Origin of the sequence: Pseudomonas oryzicola, assembly GCF_014269185.2 — a bacterium.
GTDB classification, from domain to species: domain Bacteria; phylum Pseudomonadota; class Gammaproteobacteria; order Pseudomonadales; family Pseudomonadaceae; genus Aquipseudomonas; species Aquipseudomonas oryzicola.
In genome coordinates, this window is sequence record NZ_JABWRZ020000001.1 from 3,671,582 (window position 1) to 3,693,814 (window position 22,233).

The 22,233-nt window shown below is 64.6% G+C and carries 18 protein-coding genes; 10 read left to right on the forward strand and 8 right to left on the reverse strand.

Annotation, left to right across the window (positions count from 1 at the left end; all coding sequences use genetic code 11):
• Positions 1-186: 186 nt before the first annotated feature.
• Positions 187-486 (forward strand): PilZ domain-containing protein, encoded by a 300-nt coding sequence (locus tag HU760_RS16940; RefSeq protein WP_186678636.1) that lies wholly within the window; start codon positions 187-189, stop codon positions 484-486.
• Positions 487-539: 53 nt separating this feature from the next.
• Here HU760_RS16940 and HU760_RS16945 read toward each other — a convergent pair whose 3' ends face one another.
• Entirely contained in the window at positions 540-1,247 is a 708-nt protein-coding gene (locus HU760_RS16945; RefSeq protein ID WP_186678638.1) for an MlaA family lipoprotein, read from the reverse strand.
• A 198-nt stretch (positions 1,248-1,445) separates the two neighbouring features.
• On the opposite strand from HU760_RS16945, the gene pcrP reads away from it, so the two are divergent.
• Positions 1,446-2,009 (forward strand): HAD superfamily inactivated hydrolase PcrP, encoded by a 564-nt coding sequence (gene pcrP, locus HU760_RS16950; protein WP_186678640.1) that lies wholly within the window; start codon positions 1,446-1,448, stop codon positions 2,007-2,009.
• Positions 2,010-2,131: 122 nt separating this feature from the next.
• Complete coding sequence (locus HU760_RS16955; RefSeq protein WP_015269548.1) at positions 2,132-2,395, forward strand: DUF4404 family protein; 264 nt, start codon at positions 2,132-2,134, stop codon at positions 2,393-2,395.
• 129 nt (positions 2,396-2,524) lie between these two features.
• On the opposite strand, the gene queF is transcribed toward HU760_RS16955, so the two are convergent.
• Entirely contained in the window at positions 2,525-3,355 is an 831-nt protein-coding gene (gene queF / locus HU760_RS16960; protein WP_186678645.1) for an NADPH-dependent 7-cyano-7-deazaguanine reductase QueF, read from the reverse strand.
• Between the two features lie 219 nt (positions 3,356-3,574).
• Here queF and cinR point away from each other — a divergent pair, with 219 nt between their 5' ends.
• Together cinR and HU760_RS16970 are read left to right on the forward strand one after the other, a co-directional pair.
• Complete coding sequence (gene cinR, locus HU760_RS16965) at positions 3,575-4,255, forward strand: two-component system response regulator CinR (RefSeq protein WP_186678646.1); 681 nt, start codon at positions 3,575-3,577, stop codon at positions 4,253-4,255.
• Positions 4,252-5,604: a heavy metal sensor histidine kinase gene (locus tag HU760_RS16970; protein WP_186678648.1), complete on the forward strand. Its 1,353-nt coding sequence runs from the start codon at positions 4,252-4,254 to the stop codon at positions 5,602-5,604. The genes cinR and HU760_RS16970 overlap by 4 nt, the downstream gene beginning before the upstream one ends.
• 122 nt (positions 5,605-5,726) lie before the next feature.
• Here HU760_RS16970 and HU760_RS16975 read toward each other — a convergent pair whose 3' ends face one another.
• From HU760_RS16975 to HU760_RS16985, 3 genes are read right to left on the reverse strand one after another with little or no spacing between them, the layout of a single operon-like run.
• On the reverse strand, positions 5,727-6,968 hold the full coding sequence (locus HU760_RS16975) for a lipoprotein-releasing ABC transporter permease subunit (RefSeq protein ID WP_186678651.1): 1,242 nt from the start codon (positions 6,966-6,968) through the stop codon (positions 5,727-5,729).
• Between the two features lie 60 nt (positions 6,969-7,028).
• Positions 7,029-7,712 carry a lipoprotein-releasing ABC transporter ATP-binding protein LolD gene (lolD, locus tag HU760_RS16980; protein WP_170029107.1) on the reverse strand — a complete coding sequence of 228 codons (684 nt, stop codon included), beginning with the start codon at positions 7,710-7,712 and terminating at the stop codon, positions 7,029-7,031.
• A 7-nt stretch (positions 7,713-7,719) separates the two neighbouring features.
• A complete protein-coding gene (locus HU760_RS16985) occupies positions 7,720-8,970 on the reverse strand; it encodes a lipoprotein-releasing ABC transporter permease subunit (RefSeq protein ID WP_186678663.1) in 1,251 nt (416 codons plus the stop codon).
• A gap of 93 nt (positions 8,971-9,063) precedes the next feature.
• On the opposite strand from HU760_RS16985, the gene HU760_RS16990 reads away from it, so the two are divergent.
• Both HU760_RS16990 and HU760_RS16995 read left to right on the forward strand, forming a co-directional pair.
• Positions 9,064-9,648 (forward strand): PilZ domain-containing protein, encoded by a 585-nt coding sequence (locus HU760_RS16990; RefSeq protein ID WP_186678666.1) that lies wholly within the window; start codon positions 9,064-9,066, stop codon positions 9,646-9,648.
• A gap of 31 nt (positions 9,649-9,679) precedes the next feature.
• Positions 9,680-10,402, forward strand: coding sequence for a glycerophosphodiester phosphodiesterase (locus HU760_RS16995; protein WP_186678669.1), 723 nt, complete (start codon positions 9,680-9,682; stop codon positions 10,400-10,402).
• Between the two features lie 42 nt (positions 10,403-10,444).
• Here the strand turns inward: HU760_RS16995 and sthA are convergent, their stop codons facing one another.
• The 3 genes from sthA to HU760_RS17010 form a co-directional block, all read right to left on the reverse strand.
• Positions 10,445-11,839: a Si-specific NAD(P)(+) transhydrogenase gene (gene sthA, locus HU760_RS17000; protein ID WP_170029103.1), complete on the reverse strand. Its 1,395-nt coding sequence runs from the start codon at positions 11,837-11,839 to the stop codon at positions 10,445-10,447.
• Positions 11,840-12,043: 204 nt separating this feature from the next.
• A complete protein-coding gene (locus tag HU760_RS17005) occupies positions 12,044-13,042 on the reverse strand; it encodes an FAD:protein FMN transferase (RefSeq protein WP_186678672.1) in 999 nt (332 codons plus the stop codon).
• Positions 13,043-13,221: 179 nt separating this feature from the next.
• Positions 13,222-14,685 carry a glyceraldehyde-3-phosphate dehydrogenase gene (locus HU760_RS17010; RefSeq protein WP_186678675.1) on the reverse strand — a complete coding sequence of 488 codons (1,464 nt, stop codon included), beginning with the start codon at positions 14,683-14,685 and terminating at the stop codon, positions 13,222-13,224.
• 166 nt (positions 14,686-14,851) lie between these two features.
• On the opposite strand from HU760_RS17010, the gene mfd reads away from it, so the two are divergent.
• From mfd to HU760_RS17025, 3 genes are read left to right on the forward strand one after another with little or no spacing between them, the layout of a single operon-like run.
• Entirely contained in the window at positions 14,852-18,301 is a 3,450-nt protein-coding gene (gene mfd, locus HU760_RS17015) for a transcription-repair coupling factor (protein ID WP_186678678.1), read from the forward strand.
• Positions 18,302-18,310: 9 nt separating this feature from the next.
• Complete coding sequence (locus HU760_RS17020) at positions 18,311-18,883, forward strand: CsiV family protein (protein ID WP_186678681.1); 573 nt, start codon at positions 18,311-18,313, stop codon at positions 18,881-18,883.
• Between the two features lies 1 nt (position 18,884).
• Positions 18,885-22,211 (forward strand): DEAD/DEAH box helicase, encoded by a 3,327-nt coding sequence (locus HU760_RS17025; RefSeq protein ID WP_186678688.1) that lies wholly within the window; start codon positions 18,885-18,887, stop codon positions 22,209-22,211.
• The last annotated feature ends 22 nt before the right edge of the window (positions 22,212-22,233 follow it).

The following is a 22,233-nucleotide window of genomic DNA, read 5'->3' on the forward strand; positions in this document are numbered from 1 at the left end:
TCTACTTGAGTTGTAGGACAAGAACACCTGCCCGGCAACTGCGAGAGCTACCTTGTAAGGCGCAGACGGTACTCCCATCCGGCAGGCGTTTCAAGCATGCAAGGATCGACCTCGGCGCACTTTACAGGGCAAATCACCGGGAGTTATAAGAAAGTCGCCCAGCGTAACCGACAGGAAGCATGCAGCATGTCCCACACGCCCTCCAGCCATGCCGAGAAACGTGACTTCATCCGCATGCGCATCGACACCGAGGTCAGCCTGTTGCATGAAGGCCAGGTGATTGCCGCAGTGTGCCTGGACCTGTCCAGCAGTGGCATGCAGGTACAGGCAGCGCAGCACTTCCAGGTAGGGGACCGTATCGAAGTGCGGATCGAATCCGAGCATCCGGCGCTGAAGGGGTTGCATGCCAGCACCGAAGTGGTGTGGATTGCCGACCAGCCGGGTGGCCAGCAGAAGTTCGGCCTACGGATTCTGGCCATGCATTGATTGACCTGCCTGGCACGCCCCGTGTAGCAGCGCAGGATCAGGCAGGCACCCGATCAGAAGTCGTCCTCGACCTCGCCATCCTTGACCTTGAACTCGCGGTTCTGCAGGTAGGCATTGCGAATGAAGATGTACTTGTCACCCTGGATCAGCTTCTCGGCCGATAGCAGGTCGGCGCGGGTGTCGATCACGTCCAGGGCGAAGATCGAATTGCGCGTCGGTACATGGTCGATGTAGCGGTAAGGTTCGGTGTAGGTATCCGGGTACTTGGCCACGCCGTCACGCACGGTGCTCGGGCCCAGCAGCGGGATGACCACGTACGGGCCGCTCGGCACGCCCCAGTAGCCGAGGGTCTGGCCGAAGTCCTCGTCGTTGCGCTGCAGGCCCATCTTGGTACCCACATCGAAGAAGCCGCCCAGGCCGAAGGTGGTGTTGACGATCAGCCGCGCCGTGTCCACGCCCGCAGCATGGGGCTTGAACTGCAGCAGGTCGTTGGCCAGGTTGGTCACGTCACCGAGGTTGCGGAAGATGTTGTGGATGCCATCTTCGAGGAACTGTGGGGTGACCGCCTGGTAGCCCTTGGCCAGAGGCTTGAGGGCATAGGTGTCAAGCGTATCGTTGAAGCGGAAGATCGGGCGGTTGACCGCTTCCCAGGGATCTTCCTCGGTGGCAGCCTGGGTAGCTGCCACGGGCGCCAGCAACATGCTGGCGCAGACACAGGCCTGGGTGACACGTTCGATCACACTGGCACCGATCCTACGCATAGGTGTTTCTCCATCGGATTTCTCGGTCGCAAGCGCAACGGGGCGCTGCTGTACGGCGGCAGTATAGAGGCTTGCGCGCTGATAAGCAGCTTTACACAGCTCTGCTCAAGAATTTGTGAACAACTGTTGCGCCATACCCGCTGTCACGGAGCGGTAACAATCGCCGAATAGCCTGCGGACTATTTGAGGGACGTTGCCATGGACGCTGCACCCGCCTTTACCGCTGTGCTGTTCGGCTTGCGCGGCTGCCTGGTGCAAGCCGCCAGTAGCACCCTCTCGCCTGCCCCTGGCGCACTGGCCAGCCTTGCCAGCCTGCGCCAGCGCCAGGTGCCGTGCATCTGGGTGGATGAGCTCGACGCCAGCCACAGCCAGCGCCTGGCCCAGGTACTGCCCGACTGGTTGCCGGGGCACACGGTGAACAGCGCACGCTGGCCGGCGCCGAACGCCTGCTGGCAGGCGCTGATGACGCTAGGCAGTGCACGCCTGGATGGCTGCGTGCTGGTCAGCGGCGAGCCGCGCCTGCTGCAGTCTGGCCTCAACGCGGGGCTGTGGACGGTGGGGCTGGCCGCTTGCAGCCCGTTCTGCGACCACAGCTCGCGGCAATGGCAAGCCATGACCGCGCGGGAACAGGACCTGGCCCGGGGCAAGGCGACGCTGGAACTGTTCAGCCTGGGTGTGCATTCGGTGATCGACCACCTGGAAGCGCTGGACACCTGCCTGCTGGACATCGCCCAGCGCCGGCGCAAGGGCGAAAAACCCTGATACAGCACCGTTGACACGGATCATGCAAAGCTGCGGCAGGTGGATTACGCTGAACACAAGCCAGAACCTTTGCCGCTTCGCTGAGGTCCATGGCTTGCCAAGCCATTGATGGAGAACTACCAATGCCTGCCCGCGAATTGCAAGAGCGCCTGAACAGCTTGCGCGAGCAACTGGACCGCAACGTGCCGCTTTCTGACGAAGAACTGGCCGCGCTGCATGAAGAAGCGCGCCAGATCGAGGCGCAACTGAAACTTGAAGAAGCCACCCCAGACCATAACCTGGTGGACGGCGTGAACCTGGCGATCGAACGCTTCGAGGCCGACCACCCCGACCTCACCGCCACCCTGCGCAGCATTGCCAACTCACTGCACAGCATGGGCATCTGAAAAAGCGGGGGTGCCTTGCCCCCTTTCGCCGGCACGCCAGCTCCCAGCTCGACCGTATCGGCCTTGGGTCATTGGCAATCCTGTGGGAGCCGGCTTGCCGGCGATGGGCCGCAAAGCAGCCCCGATACCTTACTGGCGAACCAGGCGCTGGTTCTGCGGGCTGATCGCACGGGTGCTGCGGTACGGGTTGATATCCAGCCCGCCGCGGCGTACATAGCGCGCATACACGGTCAAATGCTCCGGCTGCAGCAGGTTCTTCAGGTCGAGGTAGATCCGTTCCACGCACTGCTCATGGAAGTCGGCGTGCTGGCGGAAGCTGATCAGGTAGGTCAGCAGGCTGGCAGGGGCCAGCGCCCGGCCCTTGTATTCGACCACCACGCTGCCCCAGTCCGGCTGGCCGGTGACCGGGCAGTTGGATTTCAGCAGGTGGCTGTGCAGGGTTTCCTCCACCACCTGATCCGGGTTGCAGCGCAGCAGTTCGGGCTGCGGCTGCTGGTAGTTGCTGATGGCAACGTCCAGCGCATCGATGCACTGCCCTGGCAAGGCCACCACGCCCTGCGCCTCGACCTCGGCCAGGCTGCGCACCTTCACCCCAACCGGCTTGCCGGCAGCGGCGGACAAGTCTTTCTCCAGGCAGGCCTGCAGCTCGCCAGGCGAGGCGAACACGGTCTGGTTCAGCGAATTGAGGTACAGCTTGAACGACTTCGACTCGATGATATTCGGCGAATCGGCGGGGATGGCGAACTCGCCGATCGCCACCACCGGCTTGCCCGACGGCAGCAGCCAGCTCAGCTCGAAGCAGTTCCAGTAATCCACGCCCTGCCAGGGCAAGGTCTGGGCAGTGACCCCCAGTTCGGCCCATTTCGCGGTACGCGGGATCGGGAACAGCAGCTGCGGGGAATAAGTGGCAATGTATTCGCTGGACTTGCCCAGCGGGGAATGTTCGGCAGCGGGATGCATGGAAACTGACCTGAAGGTTCGAAATTGTGCCTAGTCTACCGGTTTTATGCCCTGCCTTGGAGCGCAAGTCACCGGGCGGTCAACAGGTAATTACAACTTTGTCAGTTTGGGCGGGCGGCGGCATCGTCACGTATCATCTCGGCCAAAGCCCTGCGCTATCAATGTGTGAGCGGGCCGCTGCCACAGGTTTCGGCGCCGCTATCTGGAGCTATGTCCCCAATGAAACTGCTGATCGTCGAAGACCAGGCCCGCACCGGCCAGTACCTGAGCCAAGGCCTGAACGAAGCCGGCTTCGCCACCGAACTGGCCACCGACGGCGAGACCGGCCAGTTCCTCGCCCTGACCGGCGACCACGACCTGCTGATCCTCGACGTGATGCTGCCCGGGCGGGACGGCTGGCAGATTCTCCAGGCCGTGCGCCAGGCGGGCCTGGACACACCAGTGCTGTTCCTCACCGCCCGCGACGCTGTCGAGGACCGGGTACACGGGCTGGAGCTGGGTGCCGACGATTACCTGGTCAAGCCGTTCGCCTTCTCCGAACTGCTGGCGCGGGTGCGCAGCCTGCTGCGCCGGGGCACCAGCCCTAGCCAGGACACCACCCTGGGCCTGGCCGACCTGCGCCTGGACCTGATCCGGCGCCGCGCCGAGCGCGCCGGCCAGCGCATCGACCTGACCGCCAAGGAGTTCGCCCTGCTCGAACTGCTGCTGCGCCGCCAGGGCGAGGTGCTGCCCAAATCGCTGATCGCCTCGCAGGTGTGGGACATGAATTTCGACAGCGACACCAATGTGATCGAGGTGGCTATCCGCCGCCTGCGCCTGAAAATCGACGACCCGCACCCCAACAAACTGATCCACACCGTGCGCGGCATGGGCTACGTCCTCGAAGAGCGCGAAGAATGATGCGCCGGGTTTCCCTTGGCAGCCGCCTGGCCCTGCTGTTCGCCGCCTGCACTGCCGCCGTCTCGCTCGGCGCAGGCCTGATATTCAGCCGGGCCAGTGCGCAGCACTTCGTCGAACTGGACCAGCAACTGCTCGACTCGCGCCTGTCGCTGTTCCGTTCCCAGCTGGCCGGCCTCAGCACCCCGGCCGAACTGCAGGCGCGCCTGCCCGGCCTGCGCGATGAACTGGGCCACCAGGCAGACCTGGCCCTGCGCATCAGTGGCAGCGACGGCGCTACCTGGTTCGAAAGCCGCTCGGGCCTGCCCCAGGCACCGTTGCCTGACGGGCTGGCGACCTTGCATGAACAAGGCACGGACTACCGCAGCCTGGCCGTGCGCCTGGTACAAGACACCGCGCAGTCGCCGCAACTGACCCTGTACCTCGACATCACCCACCATCAGCACTTCCTGCAAGGCATGCAGCGCCTGATCTGGTTGACGGTCGGCCTGTCGGCGCTGGCCACCGCACTGCTCGGTGCCTGGGCCGCACGCCGCGGGCTGCGCCCGTTGCGGCAGATGGGCCAGGTGGCCGCCAGCGTGTCGGCGCGTTCGCTGACCACCCGCCTGCCGGTGGCGCAGATGCCTGAAGAGCTGGCCGAGCTGGCCACCGCCATGAACGCCATGCTGCAGCGTCTGGACGATGCCTTCCAGCGCCTGTCGGCATTTTCCGCCGACATCGCCCACGAGCTGCGCACACCGCTGTCCAACCTGCTGACCCATACCCAGGTCACCCTCACCCGCCCGCGCAGCCTCGAGGAGTACCGCGAGGCCCTGCATGGCAACCTGGAGGAACTGCAGCCGATGGCGCAGATGATCAACGACATGCTGTTCCTGGCCAAGGCCGACCATGGCCTGCTGGTACCGGGGCGAGCGCCGCTGGCGCTGCATGAGGAAGTGGATGCGCTGCTGGAGTACTACGCCCCATTGGCCGAGGACAGCAACGTACAGCTGTCGCACGAGGGTGAGGCCTGCCTGCAGGGCGACCGGCACATGCTGCGCCGAGCGCTGTCCAACCTGCTCGACAATGCCTTGCGCTTTACCCCCGCGGGCGGGCAGATACAGGTGACGCTGGCACCTGGGCCGACGCTGTGCGTGGCCAATACCGGAGGGGCCATCGACCCGGCCGCATTACCGCGCCTGTTCGACCGCTTCTACCGGGTGGACCCGGCGCGGCGCGAAGGCAATAGCGAGCATGCGGGGTTGGGGCTGGCGATTACCCGGTCGATCGTGCAGGCCCATGGCGGGCGCATTCGCGCAGAGTGTGTGGATGGCTGGACGCGGTTCGTGATCGAGTTTACCGAAGATCGGTGAACCGGGGGTTGCTTTGCAGCCCATCGCGACACAAGGCCTCCTACAGGGGACAGCGATCAGGTTGAGCTCAAACCCTTGTGTCGCGATGGGGCGCAAAGCGCCCGCAAAATCTCAAGCAGACATCAGACAGCCAGGCCAATCGCCGGCTGCACCTGCGATGCCCGATAAGCCGGGTAGATGGTCGCCAGGAAGCTCATCACCAACCCGGCCGTGCAGATGATCGCTACATCGCCCCATTGCAACTGCGAAGGCAGGCTGCTGATGAAGTACACATCCGAAGTAAAGATGTGCTGCCCGCTCACCCGTTCCAGCCAGCCGACGATCTGGCTGACATTGAACGCTGCAATCACCCCCAGCACGCCGCCAATCAGCGTACCGACAATGCCGATCAGGCTGCCCTGAACCATGAACGTGCCCATGATCTGTGCCGGCGTGGCGCCCAGGGTGCGCAGGATGGCGATGTCCGGGCCCTTGTCGTTCACCACCATCACCAGGGTGGCGATGATGTTGAACGCCGCCACCGCGATGATCATCATCAGCAGCAGGCCGATCATGGTCTTTTCCATCTTCATGGCGCTGAACAGGCTGCCCTGGGTATGCGACCAGTCATCGGCACGGTAGGCATCGCCCAGCCTGGCTGCGATGGCCTTGGACACCTGCGGTGCGGCATACAGGTCGTGCAGTTTCAGGCGCACGCCCTGCACCTGGCCCGGCGCCCAGCGCTGCATGGTGCCAGCATCGGCCACGTGGATGTAGGCCTGCGAGCCGTCCAGCTCGGCACCCACCTTGAAGATGCCGACCACGGTCAGGCGCTGCATGCGCGGGGTGATCCCGCCGGGTTCCTTGCTGATTTCCGGCACGATCAACGTCAGCTTGTCACCGGTGTTGAGGCGGAAGCGCCGCGCGGTCAGCTCGCCGATGACCACACCGAACTCACCCGGCTGCAGGTCCTGCAGGCGGCCCTGGACGATGTGCTGACCGACGATCGAGACCTTGCCCTCCTCGGCCGGGTCGATACCGCCGACCTGGATCGGCTGCATCGCCCCCTTGTACGACAGCATGCCTTCCATTTCGGTAATCGGCGCCGCCGCCATCACTGCCGGGTCCTGCAGGGCCGCATCGGCCACCTTGTGCCAGTCGTCCAGCGGCTGCACGCCGAGGATGGCGGCGTGCGGTACCAGGCCGAGAATGCGCGAGCTCATTTCGCGCTGGAAACCGTTCATCACCGACAGCACCACGATCATCGCCAGCACGCCCAGCGACAGGCCGATCATCGAAGTCATCGAGATGAACGAGATGAAGTGGTTGCGGCGCTTGGCTCGGGTGTAGCGCGCGCCGATGAAGATGGGCAAGGGTCTGAACATGTGCGGAAACACCCAATGAAAACAGGAAAACGGGGCAGCGCGGCCACCCCGTGCAGTCGATCAGATCGCCACCAGGTGACCGTCGTCGAGCTTCAGCACGCGGTCCATCTGGCGCGCCAGGTTGAGGTCGTGGGTCACCACCAGGAACGCGGTACGCGAGGCACTGGAGAGTTCCTGCATCAATTCCTGGATGCCCTGCGCGGTGTGGTGGTCGAGGTTGCCGGTGGGCTCGTCGAGCATCACCAGCCCGGGGCGGTTGACCAGCGCCCGGGCAATCGCCACCCGCTGGCGCTCGCCGCCGGACAGCTCGGCCGGCTTGTGGTTGTAACGGTGGGCCAGGCCGACACGCTTGAGCAGCGCCTCGGCACGCTCACGGGCCTCGGGGATGGGGGTACGGCCGATCAGCAACGGCATGCACACGTTCTCGATGGCCGTGAACTCCGGCAACAGGTGGTGGAACTGGTAGACAAAGCCCAGCTCCCGGTTGCGCAGCAGGCCACGCGCCCGCTCGCCCAGCGCCGACAGCTCCTCGCCGGCCAGCCAGACACTGCCCTGGGTCGGCCGGTCGAGGCCACCCAGCAGGTTGAGCAAGGTACTCTTGCCGGAGCCTGAGCTGCCGACGATGGCCACGCGCTCACCGGCGTGCAGCTCGAGGTTGAGCCCGGACAGCACCTGCACCGACTCCGGGCCCTCGTCGTAGGACTTGCCCAGGTTGCGGCAACTCAGAACGGCTTTATCACTCATGCGCGACTCACTCATAACGTAGCGCCTCTGCAGGCTGGGTGCGCGCCGCACGCCAGGCCGGGTACAGGGTGGCGAAGAAACTCAGGACCAGCGCCGCAGCACAGACCATGTACACGTCCTGGGCCTGGATCTGCGACGGCAGGTAATCGATGAAGTACACGTCGGCATTGAGGAACTTGTGCCCGATCAGTTTCTCGATGCCGGCGATCACCGCACTGACGTTCAGCGCGGCGACGATCCCGACCACGGCGCCGATCAGGGTACCGATCACCCCGATCACCGTGCCCTGGACCATGAAGATGAGCATGATCTGCCCGGGCGTGGCGCCCAGGGTGCGCAGGATGGCGATGTCGCCGCGCTTGTCGTTGACCACCATCACCAGGGTGGAAATGATGTTGAACGCCGCCACGGCCACGATCAGCAGCAACAGCAGGCCGATCATGGCCTTTTCCATGCGGATCGCCTGGTACAGGTTGCCATGGGTGCGGGTCCAGTCACGGCTGTAGAACTCCTGGTCACCCAGGCGCTGGGCGATGTCCCAGGCCACTCGCGGCGCCTGGAACAGGTCGTCGAACTTCAGGCGCAGGCCCTGCACCTGGTCGGGTTTCCAGCGGTGCAGGCGGGACAGGTCGCTGATGTTGGTCAGGCCCAGGTAGCCGTCGATCTCGCCCGCCCCGACGTGGAAGGTACCGACCACGGTGAAGCGCTTCATGCGCGGGAACATGCCGGCCGGGGTCACACTGACCTCGGGGGCGACGAAGGTGAGTTTGTCGCCAATCGACACCCCCAGCTTGGCCGCGGCCTTGTCGCCGATCATGATGCCCCACTCGCCCGGCGCCAGCTGGTCGAGGCGGCCCTGCAGGACGAACTTGTCGATGATCGACACCTCGCGCTCGCGGGCCGGGTCGATGCCGTTGAGCAGCACCTTCTGCACCTTGCCGTCATGGGTCAGCAGGCCTTGCATCTGGGTGAAGGGCGCAACCGCCTGTACCTGCGGATTCTGCTTTACTTGTTGGGCAAGGGCAGGCCAGTCGGCTATAGGCTGGCCGCTCTCCAGCGTGGCATGCGGGATCATGCCCAGCACGCGGGTGCGCATCTCGTGGTCGAAACCGTTCATCACCGAGAGCACCACGATCATCACCACCACGCCCAGGGCGAGGCCGATCATCGAGGTCAGGGAAATGAACGAGACGAAGTGATTGCGACGTTTGGCACGGGTATAACGCGTGCCGATGAATGCGAAAAGAGGTCTGAACATGTCGGGGCTTGTTCGGATGAAAGGGAACGTCCTTGTGGCGAGGCGCCTGCGGCGGCTTTACACTCGGACCACCGCCGCTACCTTGGGTTCGCCATGACGACATTAGACGAAGAAGATCGCCGCGAATACTACCGCATCGAAGATCAGATCGCACTTCAAATCAGCCCCCTCAGCGCGGCCGAAGCCCTTGACCCAGATGTGTTGCAAGATGATTCGCCGCTGTTCAACCTGCTCAGCGAGCTGCACCTGTCCGACTTCGAGTCGCAGCACCTGCTGCGCCAGCTGAGCGAAAAGGACCGCACCCTCGCCGCGTTCCTGCGCGCGCAGAACAAACGCCTCGATCTGCTCAGCGCGGTGGTTGCCCAGACCCTGATCGGCGAAGTGGGCCAGCCCCAGCCGGTGGTCATTTCCGAGGGCGGCATCGAATTCACGCAAGCCACGCGGCTGGCCCCCGGTACCCGGGTAAAGGTGAAGATGGTGCTGATGCCGCGCGCCCATGGCCTGCTGCTGCGCGGCAAGGTCACCCATTGCGACCCGCGCCCGGAGGGCGGCTTCGAGGTCGGCACCGAATTCACCGACATGACCGATGCCCAGCGTCAACTGCTGGCGCGCTACATCCTGCAGCGCCAGCAACAACAACGGCGCCAGCAGCTGGAACAGAACGACCCCGCCTCCTGAGCCCATTTTTCCCTGATTTGAAGGAACGAACGTGACCCTGATCTACGGCCATCGCGGCGCCAAGGGCGAAGCGCCCGAGAATACCCTGAAGAGCTTCCAGCAATGCCTGGCCCACGGCGTGACCCGCTGCGAGCTGGACCTGCACCTGTCGGCCGACAACGAGCTGATGGTGATCCACGACCCCACCCTCAAGCGCACCACCGGCAAGCGCGGCAAGGTGGTCGAACACACCGCCGCCGACCTGGTCCGGATCGACGCCCGCAAAGGCGGCCCCGGCCACGTCCAGCCCTGCCCCATCCCGAGGCTGGAAGAACTGTTCCAGAAGTGCCCGTTCGAGCACTGGCAGCTGGAAGTGAAAAGCGCTTCGCGCACCCGCGCCGCCACCACCGTGCTGGCGATCCGTGAACTGGCCCAGCAGTACGGCCTGCTGGACAAGGTGACCATCACCTCCAGCTCGCGCGAAGTGCTGGGCGCCGCACAGGAACTGGTACCGGACGTGAAACGCGGGCTGGTAGCCGAATACGCCTGGCTCGACCCGTTGAAGGTGGCGCAGAACTATGGCTGCAATCTGCTGGCATTGAACTGGACACTGTGCACGCCGGAGCGCCTGCTGAAAGCGCAGAGCCAGGGGTTGCACGTGTCGGTATGGACGGTCAACGAACCGGCACTGATGCGCCGGCTCGCTGACTTTGGCGTGGACAGCCTGATTACAGACTTTCCCGGTTTGGCCAAGACCACCCTCGGGCAGGGTTGAAATCGGTCTCTCCGACCGGCTCAGGCCACCGGTCGGAGCCGCTCAAAAAAGCCGGTTCAGGCCGTCGTAGGCAGCTACCCGATAGGCTTCGGCCATGGTCGGGTAGTTGAACGTGGTGTTGACGAAGTACTTCAGGTTGTTCAGCTCGCCCGGCTGGTTCATCACCGCCTGGCCGATGTGGACGATTTCCGAAGCCTGGTAGCCGAAGCAGTGCACGCCCAGCACTTCCAAGGTTTCGCGATGGAACAGGATCTTCAGCATGCCTTGCGGCTCGCCGGCAATCTGCGCACGGGCCATGCTCTTGAAGAAGGCCTTGCCCACTTCGTACGGCACCTTGGCCTGGGTCAGCTCCTGCTCGTTCTTGCCGATCGAACTGATCTCGGGAATGGTGTAGATGCCGGTCGGCACGTCGTTGACGAAACGCCAGCTGCCATTGTCGACGATGCTGCCCGCTGCCGAGCGGCCCTGGTCGTGGGCGGCACTGGCCAGGCTCGGCCAGCCGATCACATCACCGGCACCGTAGATGTTCGGCACGCTGGTGCGGTAGCTCTCGTCGACCTCGATCTGGCCGCGGCTGTTGACCTTGATGCCGATGTTTTCCAGGCCCAGCTTGTCGGTGTTGCCGGTACGGCCGTTGCACCACAGCAAGGCGTCGGCCTTGATCTTCTTGCCGGACTTGAGGTGCAGGATCACGCCGTTGTCCAGGCCTTCGACGCGCTCATAGTCTTCGTTGTGGCGCACGGTGATGTTGTTGTTGCTGAAGTGGTAGCTCAGCGCCTGGGAAATTTCCGAATCGAGGAAACTCAGCAGCTGGCCACGGTTGTCCACCAGTTCCACCAGCACGCCCAGGCCGCTGAAGATCGAGGCGTATTCGCAACCGATCACGCCGGCGCCGTACACGATCAGTTTACGCGGGGTGTGGCTGAGGCTGAGGATGGTGTCGCTGTCGTAGACGCGCGGGTGGTTGAAGTCGATGTCGGCCGGGCGGTATGGGCGCGAGCCGGTGGCGATGATGATGTGCTTGGCGTTGAGCTTTTCCACCACACCGTTCGGGCAGACCACTTCGATGGTCTGCTCGTCGGCGAAGCTGCCGGTACCGACGAACACATCGACGCGGTTACGCGCGTAATAGCCGGTGCGCGAGGCCACCTGCTTGGCGATGACCTTCTCGGCGCTCTTCAGCACGTCGGGGAACGAGAACCAGCGCGGCTCGCCGATGGCACGGAACATCGGGTTGGTGTTGAACTGCATGATCTGCCGCACCGAGTGACGCAGTGCCTTGGACGGGATGGTACCCAGGTGGGTGCAGTTGCCCCCGACCTGGCGACGGCTGTCGACCATCGCCACCTTGCGCCCTGCTTTGGCGGCGTTCATTGCCGCGCCTTCCCCGGCCGGGCCGGAACCCAGCACCACTACGTCGTAGTTGTAGACAGCCATGCGTACTCCTTCAGAACTGGCCCGCAAGCCACGGTCGCTCGCGGGGCGCGATCATGCCGCCGGGGCGCCATGAGAAAATTCGGGTGCAGTCTAATCAAGCGTGAACGCCGCGCACATTAACCCTTGGTCGCGTCGTAGGCCAATTTTGCCCGCACTACATGTGGTTCACCCACTCCCTGGCGGCGATCATCCCTGTTTGCGCTTTCACTCGCCTTTCACTGCCCGTTCGAACGCGGGCGTAGCTCGGGAGACGAAGCCACCCTCGGCCCGAGTCACCAGAACAGCGGGCAGGCCATGCGCCACGGCAAAATCCCAGCCACGTTGCGGGCCCAGGATCAACAGCAGTGTCGAATAGCCGTCTGCCCGCAGTGCCGAGGCATCGAGCACGGTGACCGCGGCCAGGTCATGCTGCACCGGGCGCCCGAGGCGGGCATCGAAGGTATGCGAATAGCGCCGGCCATTGTCCTCGAAATAGTGCCGATAGTCACCCGAGGTTGATACTGAAAGGCCATTGAGCGGAATGATCTGCCGGGCGATCTGGCGGTCTTCGCGGGGTAGCTCCAGGGCAATGCGCCAGCGGCTGCCGTCAGGCTTGTGACCGACTGCCTTGAGCTCGCCGGTCGCTTCAGCAATGAAGCTGGCCACCCCCATGGCCTGCAGGCGTGCAGCGATAAGGTCGACGGCATGGCCGGCGGCAATGCTGTTGAAGTCGAGCTGCACCGGGGCATCCTTGCACAGGGCCTGGCCCTGGATATGCAGGTGCCGGTAGCCCACCCGCTGACGCACCCGCGCCAGGGCCTGCGGGTCGGGCACCCGCGCGTGGCGTGCCTGGGGGCCGAACCCCCACAGGTCGAGCAACGGCTCGACGGTGAGGTCGAAGGCGCCATCGCTCTGCTCGGCCAGTTGCTGGCCCAGGCTGACCAGTTCGAGCATGTCGGCCGGCAAGGCCATGCACTGGTTGGCGGGCAGCAAGTTGAACTGGCTGACGGTGGAGTCGCCGCGGTAGGTTGAGTAGTGCTGATCGATGCCGTTGAGGATGGCCTCGACCGCCGCCTGGACTTGGGCCGGCGCCGGGCCACCAGGCTCGCGGATGTACTGGATGCTGTAACTGCTGCCCATGGTCGGGCCACCCAGGCGTTCGACGGTCGGGCCCTGGTTACAGGCGGTCAGGAGCATCAGGATGAACAGGAGGGCTCTGCGCAAAGGGTGGGTTCTCGGTGGCTGTGCTGGCCTTATCGCGGATAAATCCGCTCCTGCAGGATATGCACCGCCTGTGCAGGAGCGGATTTATCCGCGATGAGGCCAGCATAGACAACACAAAATCCGGACAAAAAAACGGGAACCCGAAGGTTCCCGTTTTTTTTCATTGCCTTACAAGCGAATCAGCGCGGAAACGCTGGCGGGTTCACACCGGCCATCTCTTCCATCACGCGAACCACCTGGCAGCTGTAACCGAATTCGTTGTCGTACCAGACGTACAGGACAACGCGGTTGTCGTTGGCGATGGTCGCTTCAGCGTCAACCACACCGGCGTGGCGCGAACCGACGAAGTCGGTCGAAACCACTTCCTGCGAGCTGACGTAGTCGATCTGCTTGTGCAGTTCCGAGTGCATGGCGGTCTGGCGCAGGTACTCGTTGATCTCGTCGCGCGAGGTGGGCTTTTCCAGGTTCAGGTTGAGGATGGCCATCGAAACGTTCGGCGTCGGTACGCGAATGGCGTTGCCGGTCAGCTTGCCCTTGAGCACCGGCAGTGCCTTGGCGGCAGCGGTGGCGGCGCCGGTTTCGGTGATGACCATGTTCAGCGGCGCGGCACGGCCACGGCGGCTGCCCTTGTGGAAGTTGTCGATCAGGTTCTGGTCGTTGGTGAACGAGTGAACGGTTTCGACGTGGCCGTTGACGATGCCGTACTGGTCGTTGATGGCCTTGAGCACCGGCACGATGGCGTTGGTGGTGCAGGAAGCGGCCGAGATGATCTTGTCATCGGCAGCGATGTCACCATGGTTGATGCCGTGCACGATGTTCTTCAGCGCGCCCTTGCCAGGTGCGGTGAGGATCACGCGGGCAGCGCCCGGGCAGGCCAGGTGCTGGCCCAGGCCATCGGCATCACGCCATACGCCGGTGTTGTCGACGATCAGTGCGTTTTCGATGCCGTACTGGGTATAGTCGACTTCGCTCGGGCTCTTGGCATAGATAACCTGGATCAGGTTGCCGTTGGCGGTGATGGTGTTGTTGGCTTCGTCGATGGTGATGGTGCCATCGAACGGGCCGTGCACCGAGTCACGGCGCAGCAGGCTGGCACGCTTGACCAGGTCGTTCTCGGCGCCCTTGCGCACGACGATGGCACGCAGGCGCAGGCCGTCGCCGCCGCCGGTCTTCTCGATCAGGATGCGCGCCAGCAGGCGACCGATGCGGCCGAAGCCGTACAGTACGACGTCGGTGCCCTTGCGCGCCGAGGCGTTCTGCTGGCCAACCACTTCGGCCAGTTCCTCACGGACGAACTGCTCGGCAGTACGGCCATTGCCTTCCTGCTTGAACTTGTTGGCCAGCTTGCCGAGGTCGACCGAGGCGGCGCCCAGTTTCAGCTCGCTCATGGCCTTGAGCAGGGGGAATGTCTCGTGGACGGACAGTTCGGTTTCGTCGGCTTGACGATGACGCGCAAAGCGGTGCGCCTTGAGGATCGAGATAACCGAACGGTTGATCAGGCTACGGCCATAAATCGAGCTCACCACATTGTTGTTGCGGTAGAGCTGACCGATAAGCGGGATCATCGCTTCAGCCAGGGCTTCACGATCGATCCACTCACCAAGACACTGGTCGGGCTTCTGAGTCACGGGAACCTTCCACATGTAGGGACAGAAAAAAGGGGCTACATTATGACGCCCCAACGCGTAACCGGCAATGAGCGCCTGTCGCGGCATGCGAGCCAGCGTTCATGCCCTTTCGAGCCTGACAGCCGGCACCGTCACCGGTACAATCGATCTCTTTGCCGCAACGCTTGGAGTGCAATCTCCCGTGTCAGTTCTGCGCCTACCGCAAATGTCGGCCACGGCCGGCAAACAAACCTGGGGTAATCTGCCCGGTGCCGCCCTCAGCCTGGCCATCGCCGAGGCCGCCAGCAGCGCGGGCCGCTTCACCCTGCTGCTGACCGCCGACAGCCAGGCGGCCGATCGTCTGGAACAGGAACTCCGCTTCTTTGCCCCGGACCTGCCGGTGCTGCCGTTCCCCGATTGGGAAACCCTGCCCTACGACCTGTTCTCACCGCACCAGGACATCATCTCCCAGCGCATCGCCAGCCTGTACCGCTTGCCGGAGCTGAACCATGGCATCCTCGTGGTACCGGTCACCACCGCCCTGCACCGCCTGGCACCGACGCGCTTCCTGCTGGGCAGCAGCCTGGTGCTGGACGTCGGCCAGACCGTCGACGTCGAACAGATGCGCACGCGCCTGGAGGCCAGCGGCTATCGCTGCGTCGATACCGTCTACGAGCATGGCGAGTTCGCCGTGCGTGGTGCGTTGATCGACCTGTTCCCGATGGGCAGCAAGCTGCCCTACCGCATCGACCTGTTCGATGACGAGATCGAAACGCTGCGCACCTTCGACCCCGAAACCCAGCGCTCGATCGACAAGGTCGACTCGGTACGCCTGCTGCCGGCGCGCGAGTTCCCGATGCAGAAAGAGGAAGTGACCCGCTTCAAGGCGCGCTTCCGTGAACGCTTCGATGTCGACTTCCGCCGCAGCGCGATCTTCCAGGACCTGGCCAGCGGCATCATCCCCGCCGGTATCGAGTACTACCTGCCGCTGTTCTTCGAAGAGACATCGACCCTGTTCGACTACCTGCCGGCCGACACCCAGGTGTTCTCGCTGCCCGGCGTGGAACAGGCCGCCGAGCATTTCTGGAACGACGTGCGCGGGCGTTATGAAGAGCGCCGTGGCGACCTGAGCCGGCCCTTGCTGCCGCCCGCCGAGCTGTTCCTGCCGGTGGAAGACTGCTTTGCCCGGCTCAAGCAATGGCCACGGGTGGTGGTCAGTAGCGAGGACCTCGACGCCGGGGTGGGTCGCGAACGCTTCCCGGCGCGCGCGCTGCCCAACCTGGCGATCGAGGCCAAGGCCAACCAGCCGCTGGCCGAACTGGCCAACTTCCTCGACCAGTTCCCTGGCCGCGTGCTGTTCACCGCCGAATCTGCAGGCCGCCGCGAAGTGCTGCTGGAGCTGCTCGAACGGCTCAAACTGCGACCGCAGAACGTCGATGGCTGGGCCGACTTCATCACCGGCGCCGAGCGCCTGGCGATCACCATCGCCCCGCTGGACGACGGCCTGCTGCTGGACGACCCGGCCGTCGCCCTCATCGCCGAAAGCCCGTTGTTCGGCCAGCGCGTCATGCAGCGCCGCCGCCGCGACAAGCGCGGCGAAACCGCCAACGACGCGGTAATCAAGAACCTCACCGAACTGCGTGAAGGCGCACCAGTGGTGCACATCGACCATGGTGTAGGCCGCTACCTGGGCCTGGCCACCCTGGAAATCGAAGGCCAGGCCGCCGAGTTCCTGACCCTGGAATATGCCGAGGGCGCCAAGCTGTACGTGCCCGTGGCCAACCTGCACCTGATCGCCCGCTACACCGGCAGCGACGATGCCCTGGCGCCGTTGCACCGGCTGGGCTCGGAGGCCTGGCAGAAGGCCAAGCGCAAGGCTGCCGAACAGGTGCGCGATGTCGCCGCCGAACTGCTCGACATCTATGCCCGCCGCGCCGCGCGCAAGGGCTATGCGTTCGCCGACCCGGCTGCAGACTATGCCACCTTCAGCGCCGGCTTCCCGTTCGAGGAAACCCCGGACCAGCAAGCCGCCATCGAAGCCGTGCGCGCCGACATGCTCGCGCCCAAGCCGATGGACCGCCTGGTGTGCGGCGATGTCGGTTTCGGCAAGACCGAAGTGGCCATGCGCGCGGCGTTCATTGCCGTGCACAGTGGACGCCAGGTGGCCGTACTGGTGCCCACCACCCTGCTCGCCCAGCAGCACTACAACAGCTTCCGCGACCGCTTCGCCGACTGGCCGGTGACCGTGGAGGTGATGAGCCGCTTCAAGTCGGCCAAGGAAGTGGCCGCCGCCGCCGCCGACCTGGCCGAAGGCAAGATCGACATCCTCATCGGCACCCACAAGCTGCTGCAGGACGACGTGCGCTTCAAGGACCTCGGCCTGGCCATCATCGACGAAGAACACCGCTTCGGCGTGCGCCAGAAGGAACAGCTCAAGGCCCTGCGCAGCGAGGTGGACATCCTCACCCTCACCGCCACGCCGATTCCGCGCACGCTGAACATGGCCGTGGCAGGCATGCGCGACCTGTCCATCATCGCCACGCCACCGGCGCGGCGCCTGTCGGTTCGCACCTTCGTCATGGAGCAGAACAAGAGCACCGTGAAAGAGGCGCTGCTGCGCGAACTGTTGCGCGGCGGCCAGGTGTACTACCTGCACAACGATGTGAAAACCATCGAAAAATGCGCCGCCGACCTTGCCGAACTGGTCCCCGAGGCGCGCATCGGCATCGGCCATGGGCAGATGCGTGAGCGCGAGCTGGAACAGGTGATGAGCGACTTCTACCACAAGCGCTTCAACGTGCTGGTGGCCTCGACCATCATCGAAACCGGCATCGACGTGCCCAGCGCCAACACCATCGTCATCGAACGTGCCGACAAGTTTGGCCTGGCCCAGTTGCACCAGTTGCGCGGCCGGGTTGGCCGTAGCCATCACCAGGCCTACGCCTACCTGCTGACGCCGACCCGGCAGAAGGTCAGCGCCGATGCCGAGAAACGCCTGGAGGCGATCGCCAACACGCAGGACCTCGGTGCCGGCTTCGTGCTGGCCACCAACGACCTGGAAATCCGCGGTGCCGGCGAGCTGCTGGGCGAAGGCCAGAGCGGGCAGATCCAGGCGGTGGGCTTCACCCTGTACATGGAAATGCTCGAACGCGCAGTCAAGGCGATTCGCAAGGGCACCCAGCCCAACCTCGAGCAACCGCTGGGCGGCGGCCCGGAAATCAACCTGCGCCTGCCGGCCCTGATTCCCGAGGACTACCTGCCCGACGTGCACGCGCGGCTGATCCTGTACAAGCGCATCGCCTCGGCCGCCGACGAAGAAGGCCTCAAGGACCTGCAGGTGGAGATGATCGACCGCTTCGGCCTGCTGCCCGAGCCGACCAAGAACCTGATGCGCCTGACCTCGCTCAAGCTGCAGGCGGAAAAGCTCGGCATCAAGAAAGTCGATGCCGGCCCCAATGGCGGCAAGCTCGAGTTCGAGGCCGAGACCCCGGTCGACCCGCTGACCCTGATCAAGCTGATCCAGGGCCAGCCCAAACGCTACAAGTTCGAAGGCGCTACCCAGTTCCGCTTCCTGGTACCGATGGAACGCTCTGACGAACGCTTCAATACCCTGGAGGCGCTGTTCGAGCGCCTGACCCCACAGCCTGCTTAAGGAAGACCCATGCGTGCCATCCGTTGCCTGACCCTGCTGCTGGCGCTGTTCGCCCCGGCCGCCTTCGCCGAAGGCTTGTATCAGGTGGAAATGATCCTGGTGCGGCAGAACAGCGTGCCCGCCTTCACCAGCCCGTTCGCCCCGGAAAACTGGAGCGCCGGCGCCCCGCGCCTGGAACAGGACGCCGAGCGCCGCCCGGCCCTGGAAGACGAAGCCACCCGCCTGGAAGCCACTGCCGACTACACCGTACTGATGCACAAGGCGTGGCAGCAGCGGGTCGGCAGCGAACCCAGCCGCATCGCCCTGGGCGAAGGCGCCGAGCAGTTCGGCCACTTTCCCATCGAAGGCAACCTGAGCATCACCGAGGGCCGCTTCATCGCGGTCGAGGCCAACTTCTGGGTCAACCAGCTGGACGGCAACGGCAGCGTGCTGCAAAGCGAGCAGTTCAGGCAGAGCAACAGCAACGTCAAGGGTGGGCAGCTGACCTTCCTTGACGGCGGGCACCTGGCGCTGCTGCTGAAGGTGACCCCACCGGGCACGCCGAAGATGCCGGTAATGGACCCGGAGATGATGGAGCAGTGATGTGAGCAGCGGCGATGCGCAGCAACTGCTGAGGGCCCACCCCGGCTGGGTGAAGTTCATCGAGGCCGGCGCACTGGCACGAGGCCGCACTTATGCGGCCCAAGAGCGGACGCGTATCCTGTCGCAGCATGGCGCAACGGTCGAGGCAACCTGCAAGGGCTCGGCCGGCCAGACCTACCAGCAGACCATCCAGCTGCTCCTCAATCACGGTGACCTGCGCGTGTTCGGGCGCTGCTCCTGCCCCGTCGCGCTCAACTGCAAGCACTGCGTTGCAGCGCTGCTGCAACTGCAGGACGGGCCCCACGGGCCAGACACCGCCGCCCCTGCGGAGCAAGCCGCACTGTCACTGCCACCCGACCTCAACCTGTGGGTCCAGGCCCTTGAATCACCCGCCCAGCCCGCCCCCGCTCTCGAGCCCGCGCGCAAGGGCCCGGCCATCTACTACCGCATTCACATGGAACGTGAGCACTGTCGGCTCGAACCGCTCAAGGCTACCCGGCAAGCAGACGGCACCCTGAAGATCAGCCGCATCACATCGATGCCCGAGATGATCTACTACACCCCCCGCTACGTCACAGAGGACGATGCCCGGCTGCTGCGCCTGATTGATGCGCGCAGCCAGACGATCACCCCGGTGGTGCAACTGGAAGGCAAGCAGGGCGCGGAGCTCTACGACTATGCCCTGGCCACGGGTCGCCTTCTGTTCGAAGACGACGTTGCACCACTTTGCCCTGGGCCGGAGCTGGACGCCGAATTCCGCTGGGTCAGGCTGGACAACGGCAGCTACCGCGGCGCCTGGTACCATGACGGCCATCTGCCGCTGCAGGTGCTACCCATCGAGCCCATGCACTATGTTGACCGGCAGTCGCATCAGACCGGCAAGCTGCGCCATGACCTCGACCCCTTCATTGCCAGCCAGCTCGCGCGCGCGCCTGTTGTCCCTGAGCACCTGGTCATTCCTTTGAGCCATCGCCTGAACGCGCTGAACCGCCAGGTTCCCACGCCAACCGCCGTCAGCACCGAACAAATCGAAGGCATCCGGCCTACAGGGCGTCTGACCCTGGGCAGCCTCGAATTCAGCGCCTACATGCCCAAGACCGGCCGCATGCAACGGCAGTTGCAGCACCGTGCAGCGCTGGCATTCGACTACGACGGGCTGCGCGCCAGCGGCAATGATGACAAGCCACTGACACGCCTGATAGGCAACACCAGCCAGCGCATCCAGCGCCAGCCACAGGCGGAGCAAGCGCTGCGCAAGGTGCTGCGCGACTTCGGTTTCAAAGCCGCGACCCGGCAGAGCAAGGCGCTGCCGGACAGCGCTGGCGAGATGCTCCAGCTGCCCGACGACGAAGCCTGGCTGCGCTTCGCCCGCGAAGGCTTGCCACGCCTGCGCGAGGCCGGCTGGAACATCGACATCCAGCGCGACTTTGCCTTCAACCTGCAGGAGGTTGACGACTGGTACGCCAGCATTGACGAAGCGCCCGGCCATGAATGGTTCGACCTGGAGCTGGGCATCGTGGTCGATGGCCAGCGCCACAGCCTGCTGCCGATCGTGCTGCAACTGCTGCGCAGCAACCCGGAACTGCTGCGCCCCAGTGAACTGGCCCGGCGCAGCGATGACGAACACCTGCTGATCGACCTCAACCGCGGGCGCCTGGACGCCCCGGCCTTGCGTGTCGCCCTGCCTTACGGGCGGATCAAGGCGGTCATGGGGACCCTTGGCGAACTTTACCTGCACGACGATGCCACAGGCCCATCGCTGCGCCTGGACCGTGCCGACGCTGCGCGCCTGAACGAAATCGAAGGCCTGCCGTTGCGCTGGGAAGGCGGCGAGCAGGTGCGCGATCTCGGCCGCCGCCTGCGCGATGCCCGCGACCTGCAGGTGCAACCACCAGCCGGCCTGCAGGCCAGCCTGCGCCCTTACCAGCAACAAGGCCTGAACTGGCTGCAGGCGCTGCGGGAAATGGGTACCGGCGGCATCCTTGGCGACGACATGGGCCTGGGCAAGACCTTGCAGGCCCTGGCGCACCTGCTGCTGGAAAAGGAGTCCGGTCGCCTGAGTGCACCGGCCCTGGCCGTCATGCCCACCAGCCTGATACCGAACTGGCTCGATGAAGCTCAACGCTTCGCCCCCGATCTGCGGGTTCTGGCCCTGCACGGCCCAGGGCGCAGCAAGCATTTCGCCAAGCTGCATGATTATGACCTGGTGCTGACTACCTATGCCCTGGTACCCCGCGACCTCGAACACCTGCGCGCCCACACCTGGCAGGTGCTGGTGCTGGACGAGGCGCAGAACATCAAGAGCAGCACCAGCAAGGCCGCCCTCGCCGTCTGCGAGTTGCAGGCCGGGCAGCGCGTATGCCTGACCGGCACGCCGATGGAGAACAACCTCGGCGAGCTGTGGTCGATCTTCCACTTCCTCATGCCCGGCTGGCTGGGCGACCTGAAGCGCTTCAACCAGGACTACCGCACACCGATCGAACGCCACGGCGACAGTGAGCGCATGGCCCACCTGGCCAACCGCATCCGCCCGTTCCTGCTGCGCCGCACCAAGGAGCAAGTGGCCACCGAGCTGCCGGCCAAGACCGAAATGGTGCACTGGGTCGAACTCAGCGATGCCCAGCGTGACACCTACGAGGCCGTGCGGGTAGCCATGGACAAGAAAGTCCGCGACGAAATCGCCCGCAATGGTGCCGCACGCAGCCAGATCGTCATCCTCGACGCCCTGCTCAAGCTGCGCCAGGTATGTTGCGACCTGCGCCTGGTCAAAGGGGTGGAAAGCAAAGGCAACCAGGCAGACAAGGGCAAGCTGGGCGCGCTGCTGGAAATGCTCGAAGAGCTGCTCAGCGAAGGGCGCCGGGTGCTGCTGTTTTCACAGTTCACCTCGATGCTGGCGCTGATCGAGGAGGAACTGCACAAGCGCAAGATCCGCTATAGTCTGCTGACCGGCGATACCCGCGACCGGCGCACGCCGGTGCAGCAATTCCAGCAGGGTGACAGCGAAGTGTTCCTGATCAGCCTCAAGGCAGGTGGCGTGGGGCTGAACCTGACGGCGGCAGACACGGTGATCCACTTCGACCCTTGGTGGAACCCGGCCAGCGAGAACCAGGCCACCGATCGCGCCTACCGCATTGGCCAGGACAAACCGGTGTTCGTGTTCAAGCTGATCACCCGGGGCACGGTGGAAGAGAAGATCCAGCTGTTGCAGCAGGAAAAAGCGGCGCTGGCAGCGGGCCTGCTGGATGGTGGCCAGGCCGGCCAGTGGCGGCTGGGGGATGAAGAAATCGAGGCGTTGTTCGCGCCGTTGCCCGGGAAGCGCGGGCGATAGCCCAGATACCTTCACTGCCGGT

Bases quoted from the DNA above. Each gene is read 5' to 3' on its own strand.
- HU760_RS16940 (WP_186678636.1), top strand. From the start codon at position 187: ATGTCCCACACGCCCTCCAGCCATGCCGAGAAACGTGACTTCATCCGC.
- HU760_RS16945 (WP_186678638.1), bottom strand. From the start codon at position 1,247: ATGCGTAGGATCGGTGCCAGTGTGATCGAACGTGTCACCCAGGCCTGT.
- pcrP (WP_186678640.1), top strand. From the start codon at position 1,446: ATGGACGCTGCACCCGCCTTTACCGCTGTGCTGTTCGGCTTGCGCGGC.
- HU760_RS16955 (WP_015269548.1), top strand. From the start codon at position 2,132: ATGCCTGCCCGCGAATTGCAAGAGCGCCTGAACAGCTTGCGCGAGCAA.
- queF (WP_186678645.1), bottom strand. From the start codon at position 3,355: ATGCATCCCGCTGCCGAACATTCCCCGCTGGGCAAGTCCAGCGAATAC.
- cinR (WP_186678646.1), top strand. From the start codon at position 3,575: ATGAAACTGCTGATCGTCGAAGACCAGGCCCGCACCGGCCAGTACCTG.
- HU760_RS16970 (WP_186678648.1), top strand. From the start codon at position 4,252: ATGATGCGCCGGGTTTCCCTTGGCAGCCGCCTGGCCCTGCTGTTCGCC.
- HU760_RS16975 (WP_186678651.1), bottom strand. From the start codon at position 6,968: ATGTTCAGACCCTTGCCCATCTTCATCGGCGCGCGCTACACCCGAGCC.
- lolD (WP_170029107.1), bottom strand. From the start codon at position 7,712: ATGAGTGATAAAGCCGTTCTGAGTTGCCGCAACCTGGGCAAGTCCTAC.
- HU760_RS16985 (WP_186678663.1), bottom strand. From the start codon at position 8,970: ATGTTCAGACCTCTTTTCGCATTCATCGGCACGCGTTATACCCGTGCC.
- HU760_RS16990 (WP_186678666.1), top strand. From the start codon at position 9,064: ATGACGACATTAGACGAAGAAGATCGCCGCGAATACTACCGCATCGAA.
- sthA (WP_170029103.1), bottom strand. From the start codon at position 11,839: ATGGCTGTCTACAACTACGACGTAGTGGTGCTGGGTTCCGGCCCGGCC.
- HU760_RS17010 (WP_186678675.1), bottom strand. From the start codon at position 14,685: ATGTGGAAGGTTCCCGTGACTCAGAAGCCCGACCAGTGTCTTGGTGAG.
- HU760_RS17020 (WP_186678681.1), top strand. From the start codon at position 18,311: ATGCGTGCCATCCGTTGCCTGACCCTGCTGCTGGCGCTGTTCGCCCCG.